At 73.7% G+C, this 14,851-nt stretch carries 10 protein-coding genes; 4 read left to right on the top strand and 6 right to left on the bottom strand.

From position 1 onward, the window contains the following. Positions 1-61 precede the first annotated feature (61 nt). Both ACFWWU_RS17285 and ACFWWU_RS17290 read left to right on the top strand, forming a co-directional pair. Entirely contained in the window at positions 62-979 is a 918-nt protein-coding gene (locus tag ACFWWU_RS17285; protein ID WP_384145594.1) for a LysR family transcriptional regulator, read from the top strand. Positions 980-1,205: 226 nt separating this feature from the next. Beyond that, positions 1,206-2,981, top strand: a complete 1,776-nt coding sequence (locus ACFWWU_RS17290; RefSeq protein ID WP_384145597.1) for a glycoside hydrolase family 3 protein — start codon at positions 1,206-1,208, stop codon at positions 2,979-2,981. A gap of 89 nt (positions 2,982-3,070) precedes the next feature. On the opposite strand, the gene ACFWWU_RS17295 is transcribed toward ACFWWU_RS17290, so the two are convergent. The 4 genes from ACFWWU_RS17295 to ACFWWU_RS17310 form a co-directional block, all read right to left on the bottom strand. Further along, positions 3,071-4,519 (bottom strand): aminopeptidase, encoded by a 1,449-nt coding sequence (locus ACFWWU_RS17295; RefSeq protein ID WP_384145600.1) that lies wholly within the window; start codon positions 4,517-4,519, stop codon positions 3,071-3,073. Positions 4,520-4,641: 122 nt separating this feature from the next. Next, positions 4,642-5,058, bottom strand: coding sequence for a hypothetical protein (locus ACFWWU_RS17300; RefSeq protein WP_384145603.1), 417 nt, complete (start codon positions 5,056-5,058; stop codon positions 4,642-4,644). Positions 5,059-5,208: 150 nt separating this feature from the next. Further along, positions 5,209-5,562 carry a hypothetical protein gene (locus ACFWWU_RS17305; RefSeq protein ID WP_384145606.1) on the bottom strand — a complete coding sequence of 118 codons (354 nt, stop codon included), beginning with the start codon at positions 5,560-5,562 and terminating at the stop codon, positions 5,209-5,211. Between the two features lie 244 nt (positions 5,563-5,806). Next, a complete protein-coding gene (locus ACFWWU_RS17310; protein WP_384145609.1) occupies positions 5,807-9,559 on the bottom strand; it encodes an ABC transporter ATP-binding protein in 3,753 nt (1,250 codons plus the stop codon). Positions 9,560-9,793: 234 nt separating this feature from the next. Here ACFWWU_RS17310 and ACFWWU_RS17315 point away from each other — a divergent pair, with 234 nt between their 5' ends. Next, a complete protein-coding gene (locus ACFWWU_RS17315) occupies positions 9,794-10,165 on the top strand; it encodes a hypothetical protein (protein WP_384145612.1) in 372 nt (123 codons plus the stop codon). A gap of 59 nt (positions 10,166-10,224) precedes the next feature. On the opposite strand, the gene ACFWWU_RS17320 is transcribed toward ACFWWU_RS17315, so the two are convergent. Further along, positions 10,225-11,907 (bottom strand): thiamine pyrophosphate-binding protein, encoded by a 1,683-nt coding sequence (locus ACFWWU_RS17320; protein ID WP_384145615.1) that lies wholly within the window; start codon positions 11,905-11,907, stop codon positions 10,225-10,227. A 98-nt stretch (positions 11,908-12,005) separates the two neighbouring features. Then, positions 12,006-12,983, bottom strand: coding sequence for an agmatinase (speB, locus tag ACFWWU_RS17325; protein ID WP_384145618.1), 978 nt, complete (start codon positions 12,981-12,983; stop codon positions 12,006-12,008). A gap of 118 nt (positions 12,984-13,101) precedes the next feature. Between speB and ACFWWU_RS17330 the strand changes: the two genes are divergently transcribed. Next, positions 13,102-14,847: a PucR family transcriptional regulator ligand-binding domain-containing protein gene (locus ACFWWU_RS17330; protein WP_384145621.1), complete on the top strand. Its 1,746-nt coding sequence runs from the start codon at positions 13,102-13,104 to the stop codon at positions 14,845-14,847. Positions 14,848-14,851: the final 4 nt, after the last annotated feature.

The following is a 14,851-nucleotide window of genomic DNA, read 5'->3' on the forward strand; positions in this document are numbered from 1 at the left end:
GTTCCTTCATGGTGGGATGAAGCATCTCTTCATCCTCCGATCTCTCCGACGGGAGTTCCTCGTGCTGGATCTCGGCCGCCTGCGCGCCCTCCACGCCGTCGCCGTCCACGGCAGCGTCGGCGCCGCCGCCTCCGCCCTCGGCTACACCCCGTCCGCCGTCTCGCAGCAGATCGCGAAGCTGGAGCGCGAGACCCGTACGACCCTGCTCGAACGCAGCGGGCGCGGCATCCGCCTCACCGACGAGGCTCACCAACTTGCCTCCACCGCTCAGCAGTTGCTGGCCCTCGTGGAGGAGGCCGAGGTGCGGATCGAGGAGCGGCGCGGTCTGCCCTCCGGGCGCCTGACGATCGGCTGCTTCGCGAGCGCGGCGCGCGGTCTGATGCCCCGGGCGCTCGCGGAGCTGGCCCGGCGTCACCCCGATCTCGACGCCCGCCTGTCGGAGGTGGACCCGCACCTCTCGATCGACCTGGTGGCGCGGGGCGTGATCGATCTGGCCGTGGCGCACGACTGGGACATCGCCCCGCTGCCGACGCCGCCGGGGGTCGAGCGGGCGGCCGTCGGTGACGACCTGTGCGACATCCTCGTCCACCGGGACCATCCGCTGGCGGCCCGGGAGTCGGTGCGGCGGGAGGAGCTGGCGGACGAGCGGTGGATCTCGCAGCCGCCGGGGACGGTCTGCCACACCTGGCTGACCCGGACGCTGCGGACCACGGGGTACGAGCCGTTGATCGTCCACCAGGCGGAGGAGAACCACACCCAGGTCGCCCTGGTGGCGGCCGGTCTGGGCATCGCGCTCGTCCCGCGGCTCGGTCGCGGGACGCTGCCGCCGGAGGTGACGCCGGTCCGTCTCGACCCGGTGCCGACGCGCCGGCTGCACGCCATGTGGCGGACGGGAGCGGCGCGGCGCCCGGCGATCCGGGAGACGGTCCGTACGCTCCAGGAACTCTGGCCCTCCGTCACGTCCGCCCCGGAGGCGTAACCGACCGGGAGGCGTATCCGACCCGGAGGCGTAGGCGACCGGGAGCCGCAACCGACCGGGACCCGGGCGCGGCGATTCCTGCGCGGGTCCTTGACCTGGCAGTTACTTTCGGGCTATCCGTGACTCCTTGGAAGTTTCCTTCAACCTTGCACGGCCGGAAGGAGCATCAGTGCACCACCGCGCCCCCGCCCCCTCCCCCTCGCCCTCCCGACGCACCCTCCTCACGGTGACCGCCGCAGCCGCCGCGGCCGCCGTCACCGGGGTCACCGCCCCCGTCGCCCATGCGGAGACCGCCGACAGGAACCTCCAGCGGATCATCGACCGGATGTCGCTGGAGGAGAAGGTCGGCCAGCTCTTCGTGATGCGGGTGTACGGCCACTCCGCGACCGCCCCCGACCAGGCCGACATCGACGCCAACCTCAAGGAGATCGGCGTCCGCACCGCCGCCGAGCTGGTCGAGCGCTACCACGTGGGCGGCGTCATCTACTTCTCGTGGGCCCACAACACCCGTGACCCGCACCAGATCGCCGAGCTGTCCAACGGCATCCAGCAGGCCGGGCTCGCCCAGCCGACCCCGGTCCCGCTGCTCATCTCGACCGACCAGGAGCACGGCATCGTCTGCCGGGTCGGCGAGCCCGCCACCCTGGTGCCCGGGGCGATGGCCCTCGGCGCGGGCGGCTCGCTCGCGGACGCCCGTAGGGCCGCGCAGATCGCGGGCACCGAGCTCGCCGCCGTCGGCATCCGGCAGAACTACGCCCCGGTCGCCGACGTCAACGTCAACCCGGCGAACCCGGTCATCGGCGTCCGTTCCTTCGGCTCCGACCCCCGGGCGGTCGCCGGTCTGGTCGCCGCCCAGGTCAAGGGCTACCAGCGAGCCGGGGTCGCGGCCACCTCCAAGCACTTCCCGGGGCACGGCGACACCGCCGTCGACAGCCACTACGGCCTGCCGACGATCACCCACACCCGGGCGCAGTGGGCCGAGCTCGACGCGCCGCCGTTCGAGTCGGCCATCGACGCGGGGATCGACTCGATCATGACCGCGCACATCGTGGTCCCCGCGCTCGACCCCAGCGAGGACCCGGCGACCCTCTCCCGGCCCATCCTCACCGGCATCCTGCGCGAACAACTCGGCTACGACGGCGTGGTGGTCACCGACTCGCTCGGCATGGAGGGCGTGCGCACCAAGTACGGCGACGAGCGCGTCCCGGTCCTGGCACTCAAGGCCGGGGTCGACCAGCTGCTCAACCCGCCGAACCTCGACGTCGCCTGGAACGCGGTCCTGGCGGCGGTCGGGAACGGCGAGCTGACGGAGGACCGGCTCGACGAATCGATCCTGCGGATCCTGCGGCTCAAGGCGAAGCTGGGCCTCTTCCGGCAGCCGTACGTGACGCGCGCGGGCGTCGACCGGGTGGTCGGCACCAAGGCGCACCTGGCCCAGGCGGACCGGATCGCCGAGCAGACCACGACCCTGCTCCTCAACGAGGACGGCTTCCTGCCGTTGAGCCCGTCCGGCCACGGCAGGGTCCTCGTCGTCGGCGCCGACCCGGCCTCGCCGTCCGGCACGACCGGGCCGCCCACCACCACCCTGGCGACGGCCCTCGGGGAGCTCGGGTTCACCGCGACCGCGCTCTCCACCGGGATCACCCCGACGGCGGCGAAGATCGAGGAGGCGGTGGCGGCGGCGGCCGGGCAGGACGTGGTCGTCGTGGGCACGTACAACGTCACCGCGACCAGTCCGCAGCGCACGCTCGTCGCGCGGCTCGTCGCGAGCGGCGTCCCCGTCGTGACGATCGCGATCCGCAACCCGTACGACATCGCCCGGATCAGCGGCCAGCGGGCGACCCTCGCCGCCTACTCCTGGACCGACGTCGAACTCCGCGCCGCGGTACGGGTCCTGGCCGGGCGGGCCCGGCCGAAGGGACGGCTGCCCGTCCCGGTGCAGAGCGCGGACGATCCGACCCGGGTGCTCCACCCCGTCGGGTACGGCCTGTCGTACCGCTAGGCCGTCTCGTACCGCTGACACGCGATACGGGTGTGCCCGGCGGTCCGATGGGGATCGCCGGGCACACCCGTACAGAACAACAGCGGAGGTTACGGGCGCAGCCCGTGCTCCCGCGTCACGTCCTCGTCGACCGGCTTGTCGAGGCGGGCGTCGAAGCGCGCCAGCGGCTGCGCCGCCTCGACGGCCGGGGCGGAGACGCCGGCCCAGGCCAGGATGCGGGCGGTGGCGTTCTCCCGCTCGGCGTCGACGAGCCCGGCGACGTTCGCGCCGTGGTTCGCGCCCGGCGCCGTGTAGACGTAGCTGTCACGCGCGCCCTTGCCGAGGCGGAACGGCTCGGCGCTCCACGGGTCGTTACCGCCGTTGACGAAGAGCATCCGGTTCGCGTTCTTGCGGACCCAGTCGTCGACGTCCCGCATGACATGCGGCTGGAACTTCATCGGGATCGAGCTCGGGACGAAGTTGCGGGCCGGCTGGTAGCCGTAGCGGCTGAGGCCGTCGAGGTGCGGCTGCTTGATGCTGGGCGAGCCGAGCTGGGTGGCCGCCTGGTAGTAGTACGGCGTGTAGTAGTCCAGGCCCTGGTCGGCGTAGGCGGCCCAGCCGGAGTGGGCGTCGATCGTCTCGTAGACGGTGTCGTCGCTCGCGGTCGCCGCGTCCGGGATCTGGTCGCAGACGTCCTGGCCGGCGTACTGCCAGAAGGCCCAGACGAAGTCGAGGACGACGGCCTCGTAGGCCTTGTCGAGGCTGCCGACCGTGTTGAAGGTGACGCCCTCGGTCTCGGCCCACTCCTTGAACTTCTTCTGCAGCGGCTCGCGGCGGACGAGGGCCTCGCGCTGGATGTTGTTCAGGCGGTCGCGGCAGTCCTTGGTGCCGACGTTCTCGAAGAACCGGTCGTAGGCCGAGTCCTCCTTCTCCACCACGTCGTTCGGGGCGACGTACGCGACGACGCCGTCCATGTCGCGCGGGTAGAAACGCTCGTAGTACGTGGCGGTCATGCCGCCCTTGGAGCCGCCGGTGGAGAGCCAGTTCTCGGCGTAGATCCGCTTCAGCGCGGTGTAGATCCGGTGCTGGTCGCTGGCCGCCTGCCAGATGTCCAGCTTGGACCAGTCGGCGGGCTGCGGACGCGACGGCGTGAAGAAGCGGTACTCCATCGAGATCTGGTTGCCGTCGATGATCCGGGTCGGCTCCGCCCGGCTGGGGGTGGTGCTCAGCCCGTAGCCGCTGGTGCGGAAGACGGAGGGGCGGCTCGTGTCCTTGTGGAGGACCGACAGCCGCTGCTTGAACGTGCCCGCCCACGGGCGCTGGTGGTCGACCGGCTGGACGTACTCCAGGACGAAGTAGCGGTAGCCGGCGTAGGGCTTCTCCTCGATCAGGCTCATCCCGGGGATCGCCAGGATGCGGTCCTTGATGTCCGCGCTCTGCGCATCGGCGACGGCCGTGGTGCTGCCGGCCTCCGTGTCCGCGGCGGTGGCCACGCCCGTGGAGCCGACGGTGCCTATGAGCACCGAAAGCGACACCAGCCATCTGAGCGACTTGCGCATTCGTCCTCCCCTTGGTTCACAACGGTGTCGCGAACCTAGCGGGGGCACCGTGTGGACCGCCAGACCCAGTTGCTCCTTACCCTTGGACTTTCCTGTGCATCAGCAGAGGAACCGGGCCGGAGTCAGCACAAGATCCAGCCCGTGGACCTGCCCTGCCCGGCCACCGAACCGTAGGCGCGGACACAGCGGTTGAGGGCGTGGACGGTGACCGGGCCGGCCTGCCGGCCGAACCGCCCGGCCTTGACGGCGGGGCGGCCGCCGCGCGGCTGGAGGGAGACGGTCATCGGGCGGGCGGCGCCGGGGCGCTTGGCGACGGTGACGGCGCAGGCGTAGTGACGGGTCCGGTAGAGGCGCAGCTCGCCGGTGGCGAAGCGGTAGGTCTTGGTCGGGCGGCCCTGGCAGACGGAGGCGGCGTCGGCGGTGGAGCCGCCGGGGCCGGGCCCGGGGAGCACGAGCAGGGCGAGAGCGGCGAGGAGCGGGACGAGGACACGGGCGAGCAGCCGCCGGCGGCGTGGTCCGTGCGTCGTGTCCGTGGGCATGCGTTCCCCTCCCGAGCGGGTCAGCGCGTCTCCGTACGGACGTACGGAGATGCGGACGTACGGGCGTACGACGCGCCAGCCACCGGAATGGTTGCCTCCGGGCGCCGGGGAGGGTCGCGGCCCCGGGTGCCGGGGAGGGACTCGTGCGTCCTACGCGAACGTCGTGAGGACGCACAGCAGGAAGACGGCCTCCGCGCCGAGCTGCGTCCACAGCGCCGCCCGGCGGACATCGGCGCGGGAGGTGCTCCGCACCGCCACGAAGGCCGCGCCGGCGATCACCAGGCTCGCGACGTACAGGAAGCCGGGGGCGCCGCCGCAGCCGGTCCCCTTGGCGATGCAGCGGGAGGCGTCCTCGGTGGTGAGGACGAGGAAGCCGGCGAGCACGGTCGCGGGCAGCAGCAGGCCGGCCCAGATCAGCGCCCGCTTCCGCAGCCGCGCGCCTTCGACGTCCGGAGGGGTGATCGGGACGGGCGAGGCGGCGCGGGGGCGGAGGTCGGGGCTCATGCCCTCATCCAAGCCCGCGGGGGTGAGGGACGGGAATCCGCCCGGATACTCATCCGGACGGACGACTCGTACTCACCCGCGTACACACGCCGGTAAACCCGCCCATACTCACCCGCGCACACACGCCGCGGTAAACCCGCCCGCGCACACACGCCGGTCAACACGCCCATACTCACCCGCGCACACACGCCGGCAAACACGCCCGTGCTCACCCGCGCACACACGCCCGTACCCACCCGCGCACTCACACCCGCTCGGGCTCCGCCTCCTCCTCGGCCTCCCCGATGAACGTGCGCCACAGCGCCGCGTACCGGCCGCCCAGGGCGAGCAGTTCGTCGTGGGTGCCGTCCTCCGCGACCCGCCCGCGGTCCATCACGACCACCCGGTCGGCGCGCGCCGCCGTGGTCAGGCGGTGGGCGACGACGAGCGTCGTCCGGCGGCCCGCGAGCCGGTCGGTGGCCTGGTTGACCTGGGCCTCGGTGGCGAGGTCGAGGGCCGCCGTGGCCTCGTCGAGGAGCAGGACGTCCGGGTCGACGAGCTCGGCGCGGGCGAGCGCGATGAGCTGGCGCTGACCCGCCGACAGGTTCCGTCCGCGCTCGGCGACCTCGTGGAGGTAGCCGCCGTCGAGCGTGGCGATCATGTCGTGCGCGCCGACCGCGCGGGCCGCCGCCTCGACCTCGGCGTCGGTCGCCTGGGGGCGGCCGTAGGCGATGGCGTCACGGACCGTCCCGGCGAAGAGGTACGCCTCCTGGGGGACGACCCCGAGCCGGTGGCGGTACGCGGTGAGGTCCAGGTCCCGCAGGTCGGTGCCGTCGGCGGTGACCCGGCCGCCCGTCGGGTCGTAGAACCGCGCGACCAGCTTGACCAGGGTCGACTTGCCCGCGCCGGTCTCGCCGACGAAGGCGACGGTCTGCCCGGCGGGGATGCGCAGGTCGATGCCGCTGAGGGCCTCTTCCTTGGTGTCGTACGCGAACGACACGTCCTCGAAGGCAATCTCGCCGCGCAGCGACTTCACGTCCCGGGGCGCGTCGGCGGCGGCCGTCGACGTCGGCTCCCGGAGCAGCTCCTGCATCCGCTTCAGCGAGACCGCGGCCTGCTGGTAGCCGTCGAAGACCTGCGAGAGCTGCTGCACGGGGGCGAAGAAGAGGTCGATGTAGAGGAGGTAGGCGACGAGCGCGCCGGTGGTGAGGGTGCCGCCGTCGATGCGGTTCGCGCCGACGATCATGACGGCCGCGGCGGCCACCGAGGACAGCAGGGTCACGAAGGGGAAGTAGATCGAGATCAGCCACTGACCGCGGACGCGCGCCTCGCGGTAGTCGTCGCTGCGGGCGGCGAACCGGTCCGCGCCCGAGCGCTCGCGGCGGAAGGCCTGCACGATCCGCAGCCCGGAGACCGACTCCTGGAGGTCGGCGTTGACGACGCTGATCCGGTCGCGCGCCAGCTCGTACGCCTTCACGCTCGACCGGCGGAAGAAGTACGTGGCGACGGCGAGGACCGGCAGGGTCGCGAAGACGACCAGGGCGAGCTGGAGGTCGAGCACGAGCAGCGCGCCCATGATCCCGAAGAACGTCACGACCGAGACGAAGGCGGTGACCAGGCCCGTCTGGAGGAACGTGGACAGGGCGTCCACGTCCGTGGTCATGCGGGTCATGATCCGGCCGGTGAGCTCGCGCTCGTAGTAGTCCAGGCCGAGCCGCTGGAGCTGGGCGAAGATCTTCAGGCGCAGCGCGTAGAGGACGCGCTCGCCGGTGCGGCCCGTCATCCGGGTCTCGGCGGTCTGCGCGACCCACTGCACGAGCACGGTGACCAGGGCGAGCGCGGAGGCCGCCCAGACGGCGCCGACCGCGAGCCGGTTCACGCCCTCGTCGATGCCGTGCCGGATCAGGACCGGCAGGAGCAGGCCGGCGCCCGCGTCGAGCGCGACCAGGCCGAGGCTGATGAGCAGCGGGACGCCGAAGCCGCGGAGCAGCCGGCGCAGACCGTACGCGTCCTCGGGCGACACGGCCCGGGCCTCGTCGATCCCGGGGGTGTCGTCGGCGGGCGGCAGGGCCGCGACGGCGGCGAGCAGCTCGGGGGTGGCCCCGGGCGCGGGGCTCTCCTCGGCGGCTCCGGCGTCCCGTACCCACAGGGCCGGGGTGATGCCCCGCTCGGCGTCGAACTCGGCGTCGAGCTCGGCCCGCAGCGTGGCGTCCTCGGGGACCTCGGCCGGGGTGACGTGGCCGGGCGAGACCGCGCCGAGCTCGTCGGGGTCGGTCAGGAGGCGGCGGTAGAGCGCGGAGCGCTCCTCCAGCTCCTCGTGGGTGCCGATGTCGGAAAGGCGGCCGTCGTCGAGGACGGCGATGCGGTCGGCGAGGCCGAGGGTGGAGCGGCGGTGGGCGATGAGGAGGGTCGTACGGCCCGCCATGACCGACTTCAGGGCCTCGTGGATCTCGTGCTCGACCTTGGCGTCGACGGCGGAGGTGGCGTCGTCGAGGAGGAGGAGCCGGGGGTCGGTGAGGATCGCGCGGGCGAGCGCGACGCGCTGGCGCTGGCCGCCGGAGAGGGTGAGGCCGTGCTCGCCGACCGTGGTGTCGTACCCCTCGGGCAGCTCGGCGATGAACCGGTCGGCCTGGGCGGCACGGGCGGCGGTCTCGATCTGCTCCTGGGTGGCGTCGGGGGCGCCGTACGCGATGTTGGCGCGGACCGTGTCGGAGAAGAGGAACGAGTCCTCGGGGACGAGCCCGATCGCGGAGCGCAGGGAGTCGAGGGTGAGCTCGCGGACGTCGTGGCCGCCGACGAGGACGGCGCCGTGGGTGACGTCGTAGAAGCGGGGCAGGAGGAGCGAGACGGTGGACTTGCCGGAGCCGGAGGCGCCGACGACGGCGACGGTCTCGCCGGAGCGGATGTCCAGGGAGAAGCCGTCGAGGACGGGCCGCCCGTCCTGGTAGGAGAACGAGACGTCGTCGAACTCGACCGTCGCGGGCGCGTCGGCCGGGAGGTCCTTCGTCCCGTCCTGGATCACCGGCTCGGTGTCGACGAGGTCGAGGACCCGATCGACGCCCGCGCGGGCCTGCTGGCCGACGGTGAGGACCATGGCGAGCATCCGGACCGGGCCGACGAGGGAGGCCAGGTAGGCGGAGAAGGCGACGAAGGTGCCGAGGGTGATCTGGCCCTTGTAGGCGAGCCAGCCGCCGAGGGCGAGGACGGCGACCTGCCCGAGGGCGGGCACGGCCTGGAGGGCGGGGGTGTACCTCGAGTTCAGCCGGATCGTCCGCAGCCGGCCGGCGAAGAGCTTGCGCCCGGCCTCCCGGATCTTGCCGGTCTCCTGGTCCTCCTGGCCGAAGCCCTTGACGACCCGGACACCGGTCACGGCCCCGTCGACGACTCCGGCGACCACCGCGGCCTGCTGCTGCGCGTGCCAGGTGGCCGGGTGGAGGCGGGTGCGGCTGCGCTTGGCGATGAACCAGAGGGCGGGGGCCACGGCGAGCGCGACGAGGGTGAGGGGGATGGAGAGCCAGGCCATGACGGCCAGCGAGATGACGAAGAGCAGGACGTTCCCGATCGTCATCGGGAGCATGAAGAGAAGGCCCTGGATGAGCTGGAGGTCGCTGGTGGCGCGACCGACGACCTGCCCGGTGGACAGCTCGTCCTGCCGCCGCCCGTCGAGCCGGGTGATGGTGCCGTACATGTCGGTACGGAGGTCGTGCTGCACGTCGAGGGCGAGGCGGCCGCCGTAGTAGCGGCGGATGTAGGTGAGGACGTACACGAGGACGGCGGCGCCGATGAGGAGGCCGGTCCAGGTGCCGAGGTCCCGCGTCTTCGTCCCGATGACGTCGTCGATGATCACCTTGGTGACGAGCGGCACCATGGCGAGGACGGCCATGCCGACGAGCGACGACCCGAGCGCGAGCACCACGTTGGCCTTGTAGCGCCACGCGTACCCGGCCAGCCTGCGCGCCCACCCCTGTTGCCGCTCTGCTTGCCGTTCCGCCGTCTGTTTCTGCCCCGCCGCCGCCACGAGTGGCCTCCCGTTCGTCCTGCGCTACCGGAAGGCCCAACACGCCTGGGCTGCGATTTCATCCCGCCGCAACAATTCGGGACGGCACCGGTCCCGGGTCCCGGGACCGTCCGCCCCCCACGCCCCGGGCGTGCACCCGGTGGACGGCACCGGGGTGTTCCCTGCCGGGACGGCCGGGGTAGGGAGTCACGGGCCGCCGCGGGGCGGTGCACTCGAAGGCCAGGAGGGGACGACATGTCGGAGGCCGAGCGCAGGCCGGCGTATCTGTGCGGGCAGCTCCACGCCGCGCTGCGCGCGCTGGAGAGCATCGGGGCGCGGACCAACAGACTCGCGGAGACCGGGGTGCTGTACGAAACGGCCCGGTCGCCCCAGAACAAGCTGCGCCAGCACCTCAAGCTGGCGGGCGAGCACATCGTGGCCGCCGTGGAGCGCGGCGGGGCGCACGCGAAGGCGGCGACGGAGGTCTTCCAGGGCATACCGGCGTTCATCCCGGCCAAGGGGATACCGTCGGGCGCCCTCGGCAACACCGATTCCGCGCTGTTCAGCGAGGGCTACAACGAGCAGCTGAGCACGTACAAGGAGAAGTACGGGGCGCTGTTCGCCTGAGGGCGGGCGCCCCGGACCCGGCGCCCAGGCGTGGGCGGCGGGTCCGGGGGCGCGCTAGCTCAGAGGTGCGTCGGCTCGAACATCCGCAGCAGGGCGGGCAGCACGACCACCGAAGGGCCGGGGGTCGCCAGGGCCTTCGCCAGGTCGGCCGCGAGCGTCTCCGGGGTCGTCGTCGCCGCCGGGACGCCGAAGGACTCGGCGAGCGCGACGAAGTCCGGGCGGGTGAGCTCGGTGCCCGTGGTCTCGCCGAACGCGCCCGTCATGTACTCGCGCAGGATGCCGTAGCCGCCGTCGTCGACGATCAGCCAGGTCACGTCGAGGCCGTACTGCCTCGCCGTGGCCAGCTCCGCGATCGAGTACATCGCGCCGCCGTCGCCGGAGACCGCGAGGACCGGCTGCGACGGGTCCGCGGCGGCCGCGCCGAGGGCGGCGGGGAAGGCGTAGCCGAGGCCGCCGGCGCCCTGGGCGGAGTGCATGGTGTTCGGGTGCCGGGCGTCGAAGGCCGACCACGCCCAGTACGCGAGGATCGTCATGTCCCAGAAGCTCGGGGCCCGGTCCGGGAGCGCCTCGCGCACCGCGGCGACGATCCGCTGCTCCACGCCGAGGTCCTGGGCGGCGATCCGCTCCCGCACCTCGGTCAGGACGGCCGAGACCCGCTCGGGGGCGGTCGGGTCCGTGCGCTCGCCGACCGTCTCCAGGAGGGCCTGGAGGGCGATCCGGGCGTCCGCGTGGATGCCGAGCGCCGGGTGGTTGGACTCCAGCTTGCCCGCGTCGGCCTCGATCTGGATCACCCGGCCGCGCGGGGCGAACGTGTGGTAGTTCGAGGACAGCTCGCCGAGGCCCGAACCGACGACGAGGAGGACGTCGGCGTCCTCCAGGAAGTCGGTGGTGTGCCGGTCCTCCAGCCAGGACTGGAGCGAGAGCGGGTGCTCCCAGGGGAAGGCGCCCTTGCCGCCGAAGGTGGTGACGACGGGCGCGTCGATCCGCTCGGCGAGCGCGAGGAGCTTGCCGGAGGCGTCGGAGCGTACGACTCCGCCGCCCGCGATGATCACGGGCCGGGCGGCCTTCGTCAGCAGGTCGGCCGCGACGGCCGTGAGCTCGGGGCGCGGGACGACGTCCTCGGGCGTCGCGTCCATGGCGGTGACCACCGGCAGGGTCGTCTCGGCGAGGAGCACGTCCTGCGGGATCTCGACCCAGACGGGCCCGTGCGGGGCGGTGAGCGCCGACTCCCAGGCCGCCGCGATCGCGGACGGGATCTGGGACTGCGTACGGACCGTGTGGACGGACTTCACGACGTCCCGGAAGGAGGCCTGCTGGTCGCGCAGCTCGTGGAGGTAGCCGTGCCGGCCGCCGCCGAGACCGGCGACGGGGATCTGGCTGCCGATCGCGAGGACCGGCGCGGACGCGGCGGCCGCCTCCTGGAGCGCGGCGAGGGACATGAGCGCGCCGGGCCCGGTGGAGAGCAGCAGCGGGGCGGCCTCGCCGGTGATCCGGCCGTACGCGTCGGCGGCGAAGCCCGCGTTGTTCTCGACGCGGAGGCCGACGTACCGCAGGGCGGAGCGGCGCAGGGCGTCGAACATGCCGAGCGCGTGCTGGCCGGGCAGGCCGAAGACGGTGGTCGCGCCGAGGCCGGTGAGGGTCTCGACGACGAGGTCGCCGCCGTTGCGCCCGGAGGGCGGGTTGAGCGCGGCGGTCGTCTGCGCCTCCGTGGGGCGGAGTACCAGATCGTGGTCGTGGGTCATGACGTCCCTCTGGGCGTGGCGTGGTGGGTGCGGTGCGGCCCGGCCGGCCGGGCGCGGCGCGCTGCTCGCGGCGAGCGTGCCACACCCGACGGGAACGCCTACTGCGCGGTGCGGCTCGCCGCGATCTGGCGGGACATGATCGTCGTGAGCTCGTACGCCGTGTGCGACGCGGCGACCGCGGTGATCTCGGCGTGGTCGTAGGCCGGGGCGACCTCGACGACGTCGGCGGAGACCAGGTTGCAGGAGGAGAGGCCGCGGAGGATCTCCAGGAGCTCGCGGGAGGTCATGCCGCCGGCCTCGGGGGTGCCGGTGCCGGGCGCGTGGGCCGGGTCGAGGCAGTCGATGTCGATGGAGATGTACAGCGGGCGGTTGCCGATGCGCTGGCGGAGCTGGTCGGCGACCTCGTCGGCGCCGCGGCGGTAGATGTCGGCCGAGGTGACGATGCCGAAGCCCATCTTCTCGTCGTCGGTGAGGTCCTGCTTGCCGTAGAGCGGGCCGCGGGTGCCGACGTGGGAGAGCGCCTCGGTGTCGAGGATGCCCTCCTCGACGGCCCGGCGGAACGGGGTGCCGTGCGTGTACTCGGCGCCGAAGTACGTGTCCCAGGTGTCGAGGTGCGCGTCGAAGTGGAGCAGGGCGACGGGGCCGTGCTTCTTGGCGACGGAGCGCAGCAGCGGCAGCGCGATGGTGTGGTCGCCGCCGAGGGTCATCATGCGGGCGCCGGTGCCGAGGACGTCGTCCGCGGCGGCCTCGATGGTCTCGACGGCCTCGTTGATGTTGAAGGGGTTGGCGGCGATGTCACCGGCGTCCGCGACCTGGGCGAGGGCGAACGGGGAGGCGTCCTGCGCCGGGTTGTAGGGGCGCAGGAGGCGCGACGCCTCGCGGATGGCGTTGCCGCCGAAGCGGGCGCCGGGGCGGTAGGAGACGCCGCTGTCGAAGGGGACGCCGACCACGGCGATGTCGGTGGTGCCGACCTCGTCGAGTCGCGGCAGCCGGGCGAACGTCGCGGGACCGGCGTACCGCGGGGTGCGGGACGAGTCGATCGGGCCGCGCGGGGTGTTCTGGTCGCTGCTGCTCATGGTCGGGTCCTCCTGGGGTGTGGGTGGGTCCGGCTCGACAGTAAGTGGCCCGAAAGCGACATTGAAGTGTACGTTCCCTCCACTGTACGGACAGCAGATGTACGAAGGGTCCACTCCGATGGCCACGCCGACGTCACCGCCCGCACCGGAGCCCGGCTCCACTCCCCCCGCGCCGCCGGTCCCGCTGGCGGCGCTGCTCGCCCGCCGGGACCTCGGGCTGCGGCTGCTCGCCGGGCCCTCGGACGTCCCGCTCCACTGGGTGCACACCTCGGAGATGGCCGACCCGTATCCGTACCTCCTCGGCGGCGAGCTGCTCATGACGGCGGGCGTCCTGCTCACCGACCCGGCGCACTACGTGGCGCGGGTGGTGGAGGCGGGGGCGGCGGCGCTCGGCTTCGGGGTGACGCCCGTCTACGACACGGTCCCGGCGGCGCTCGTCGAGGCCTGCGCCCGGCACGGCCTCCCCCTGGTCGAGGTGCCGCCGAAGACCCCGTTCACGGCGGTGGCGCGGGCGCTGTGGCGGCTGATGGCGGAGGCCCGGCTGCACGAGCTGCGCCGGGTGACGGAGGCGCAGCAGTCCCTGGCGACGGCCGCGGCCCGGCCCGCCCCGGTCCCGGCGGTGCTCGGCGCACTGGCGTCCCGGCTGGGCGGGCGGGCGGTGCTGTTCGGTGCGGACGGTACGGAGTCGGCGGCGGCGGGCCGCGAGATCCCGGCGGAGGCGGCGGGGGCCCTGCGCGAGCTGGTGGGGGTCCTCGGGCCGCGCCCGAGGGGGGAGCGCGCCGATCAGGACGGATCAGCGAGCGGCGCCCTGGGGCCCCGGATCCAAGGCGGAGGAGAGAGTCGACGCGGAGCGTCGGCGACCGACGACAACGCGGGAGACGGGGTCGCAGGGCGCCGGGAGCCCGTCCTGATCGGCGCGCTCCCCCCTAGAGGCCCGGCCTCGGCGAGCGGGGACGGCGGCGGGCGGCGGCTCGCGGCGTACGCGCTGGGCGGCGGGGACGGCCTGACGCTCGGCGTGGCGACGGAGCGGCGCGATCCCGGCGACCACACGATCGCGGGCGTCGCGGTGGTGCTGCTCTCGCTCCTGACGGCCCCGCACCGGGGCGCGGACGTGACGGTACGGGACGGGGCCCTGGTCCGCCTGCTCCTGGGCGCGGCCCCGGAGGAGGCGGCGGCCACCCTTGGCGCGGGCCCCTGGACGGTGGTCCACGCCCGCGGCGGCGACGGCACCCCGTTCGCGGCGACGGCGCTGGCGGCGGCGCTCGGGACACCCCTGGTGGACACGGGGGCGAGCGGGGGCGCGGGGACGGGCGTCGGCGCCGAAGCCGCACCAGGGGCCGGGACCCGAGCCGCGCCCGGGGCCACGGCCGGAGCCGCGCCCGGGACGGCCGAAGCCGCGCCCGGGGCCGCGCCCGCCGCCGGCACCGTACGTCTCCTCCTCCCCGCCTCCGCCCCCGCCCCGGCCCCCCAGCCCGGGTGGACGCTCGGGGTCGCCGCCCCCGTCGACGCCCGGGACCTCGCCGCAGCCGACGCGGAGGCCGCGCGGGCCCTGCGGCGCGCGGAGGCGTCCCGTACCCCCCTGGCCCGGCACCGGCCTTCCGGGTTCGCGGGGCTCGTGGACCCGGCGGAGGCAGCCGCGTACGCCCGTACCCTCCTCGCCCCGCTGGCCGAGCCGCTCACCGAGACCCTGCGCGTCTGGCTGTCGCTGCACGGCAGCTGGGACCGGACGGCGGTGGCGACGGGCCTCCACCGCAACACCGTCCGGCAGCGGATCGCCCGCTGCGCGGCGCTCCTCGACCGGGATCTGGACGATCCGGACGTCCGCATGGAGCTGTGGTTCGCCCTCGGGTCCGCGTCCGGGTGATCCC

The organism is Streptomyces sp. NPDC058650 (assembly GCF_042717315.1).
In the GTDB taxonomy this organism is placed as follows: Bacteria; Actinomycetota; Actinomycetes; order Streptomycetales; family Streptomycetaceae; genus Streptomyces.

Coding starts and splice junctions, on each gene's coding strand:
- speB (WP_384145618.1), bottom strand. CDS start 12,983: ATGAGCAGCAGCGACCAGAACACCCCGCGCGGCCCGATCGACTCGTCC.
- ACFWWU_RS17330 (WP_384145621.1), top strand. CDS start 13,102: ATGGCCACGCCGACGTCACCGCCCGCACCGGAGCCCGGCTCCACTCCC.
- ACFWWU_RS17315 (WP_384145612.1), top strand. CDS start 9,794: ATGTCGGAGGCCGAGCGCAGGCCGGCGTATCTGTGCGGGCAGCTCCAC.
- ACFWWU_RS17300 (WP_384145603.1), bottom strand. CDS start 5,058: ATGCCCACGGACACGACGCACGGACCACGCCGCCGGCGGCTGCTCGCC.
- ACFWWU_RS17320 (WP_384145615.1), bottom strand. CDS start 11,907: ATGACCCACGACCACGATCTGGTACTCCGCCCCACGGAGGCGCAGACG.
- ACFWWU_RS17295 (WP_384145600.1), bottom strand. CDS start 4,519: ATGCGCAAGTCGCTCAGATGGCTGGTGTCGCTTTCGGTGCTCATAGGC.
- ACFWWU_RS17305 (WP_384145606.1), bottom strand. CDS start 5,562: ATGAGCCCCGACCTCCGCCCCCGCGCCGCCTCGCCCGTCCCGATCACC.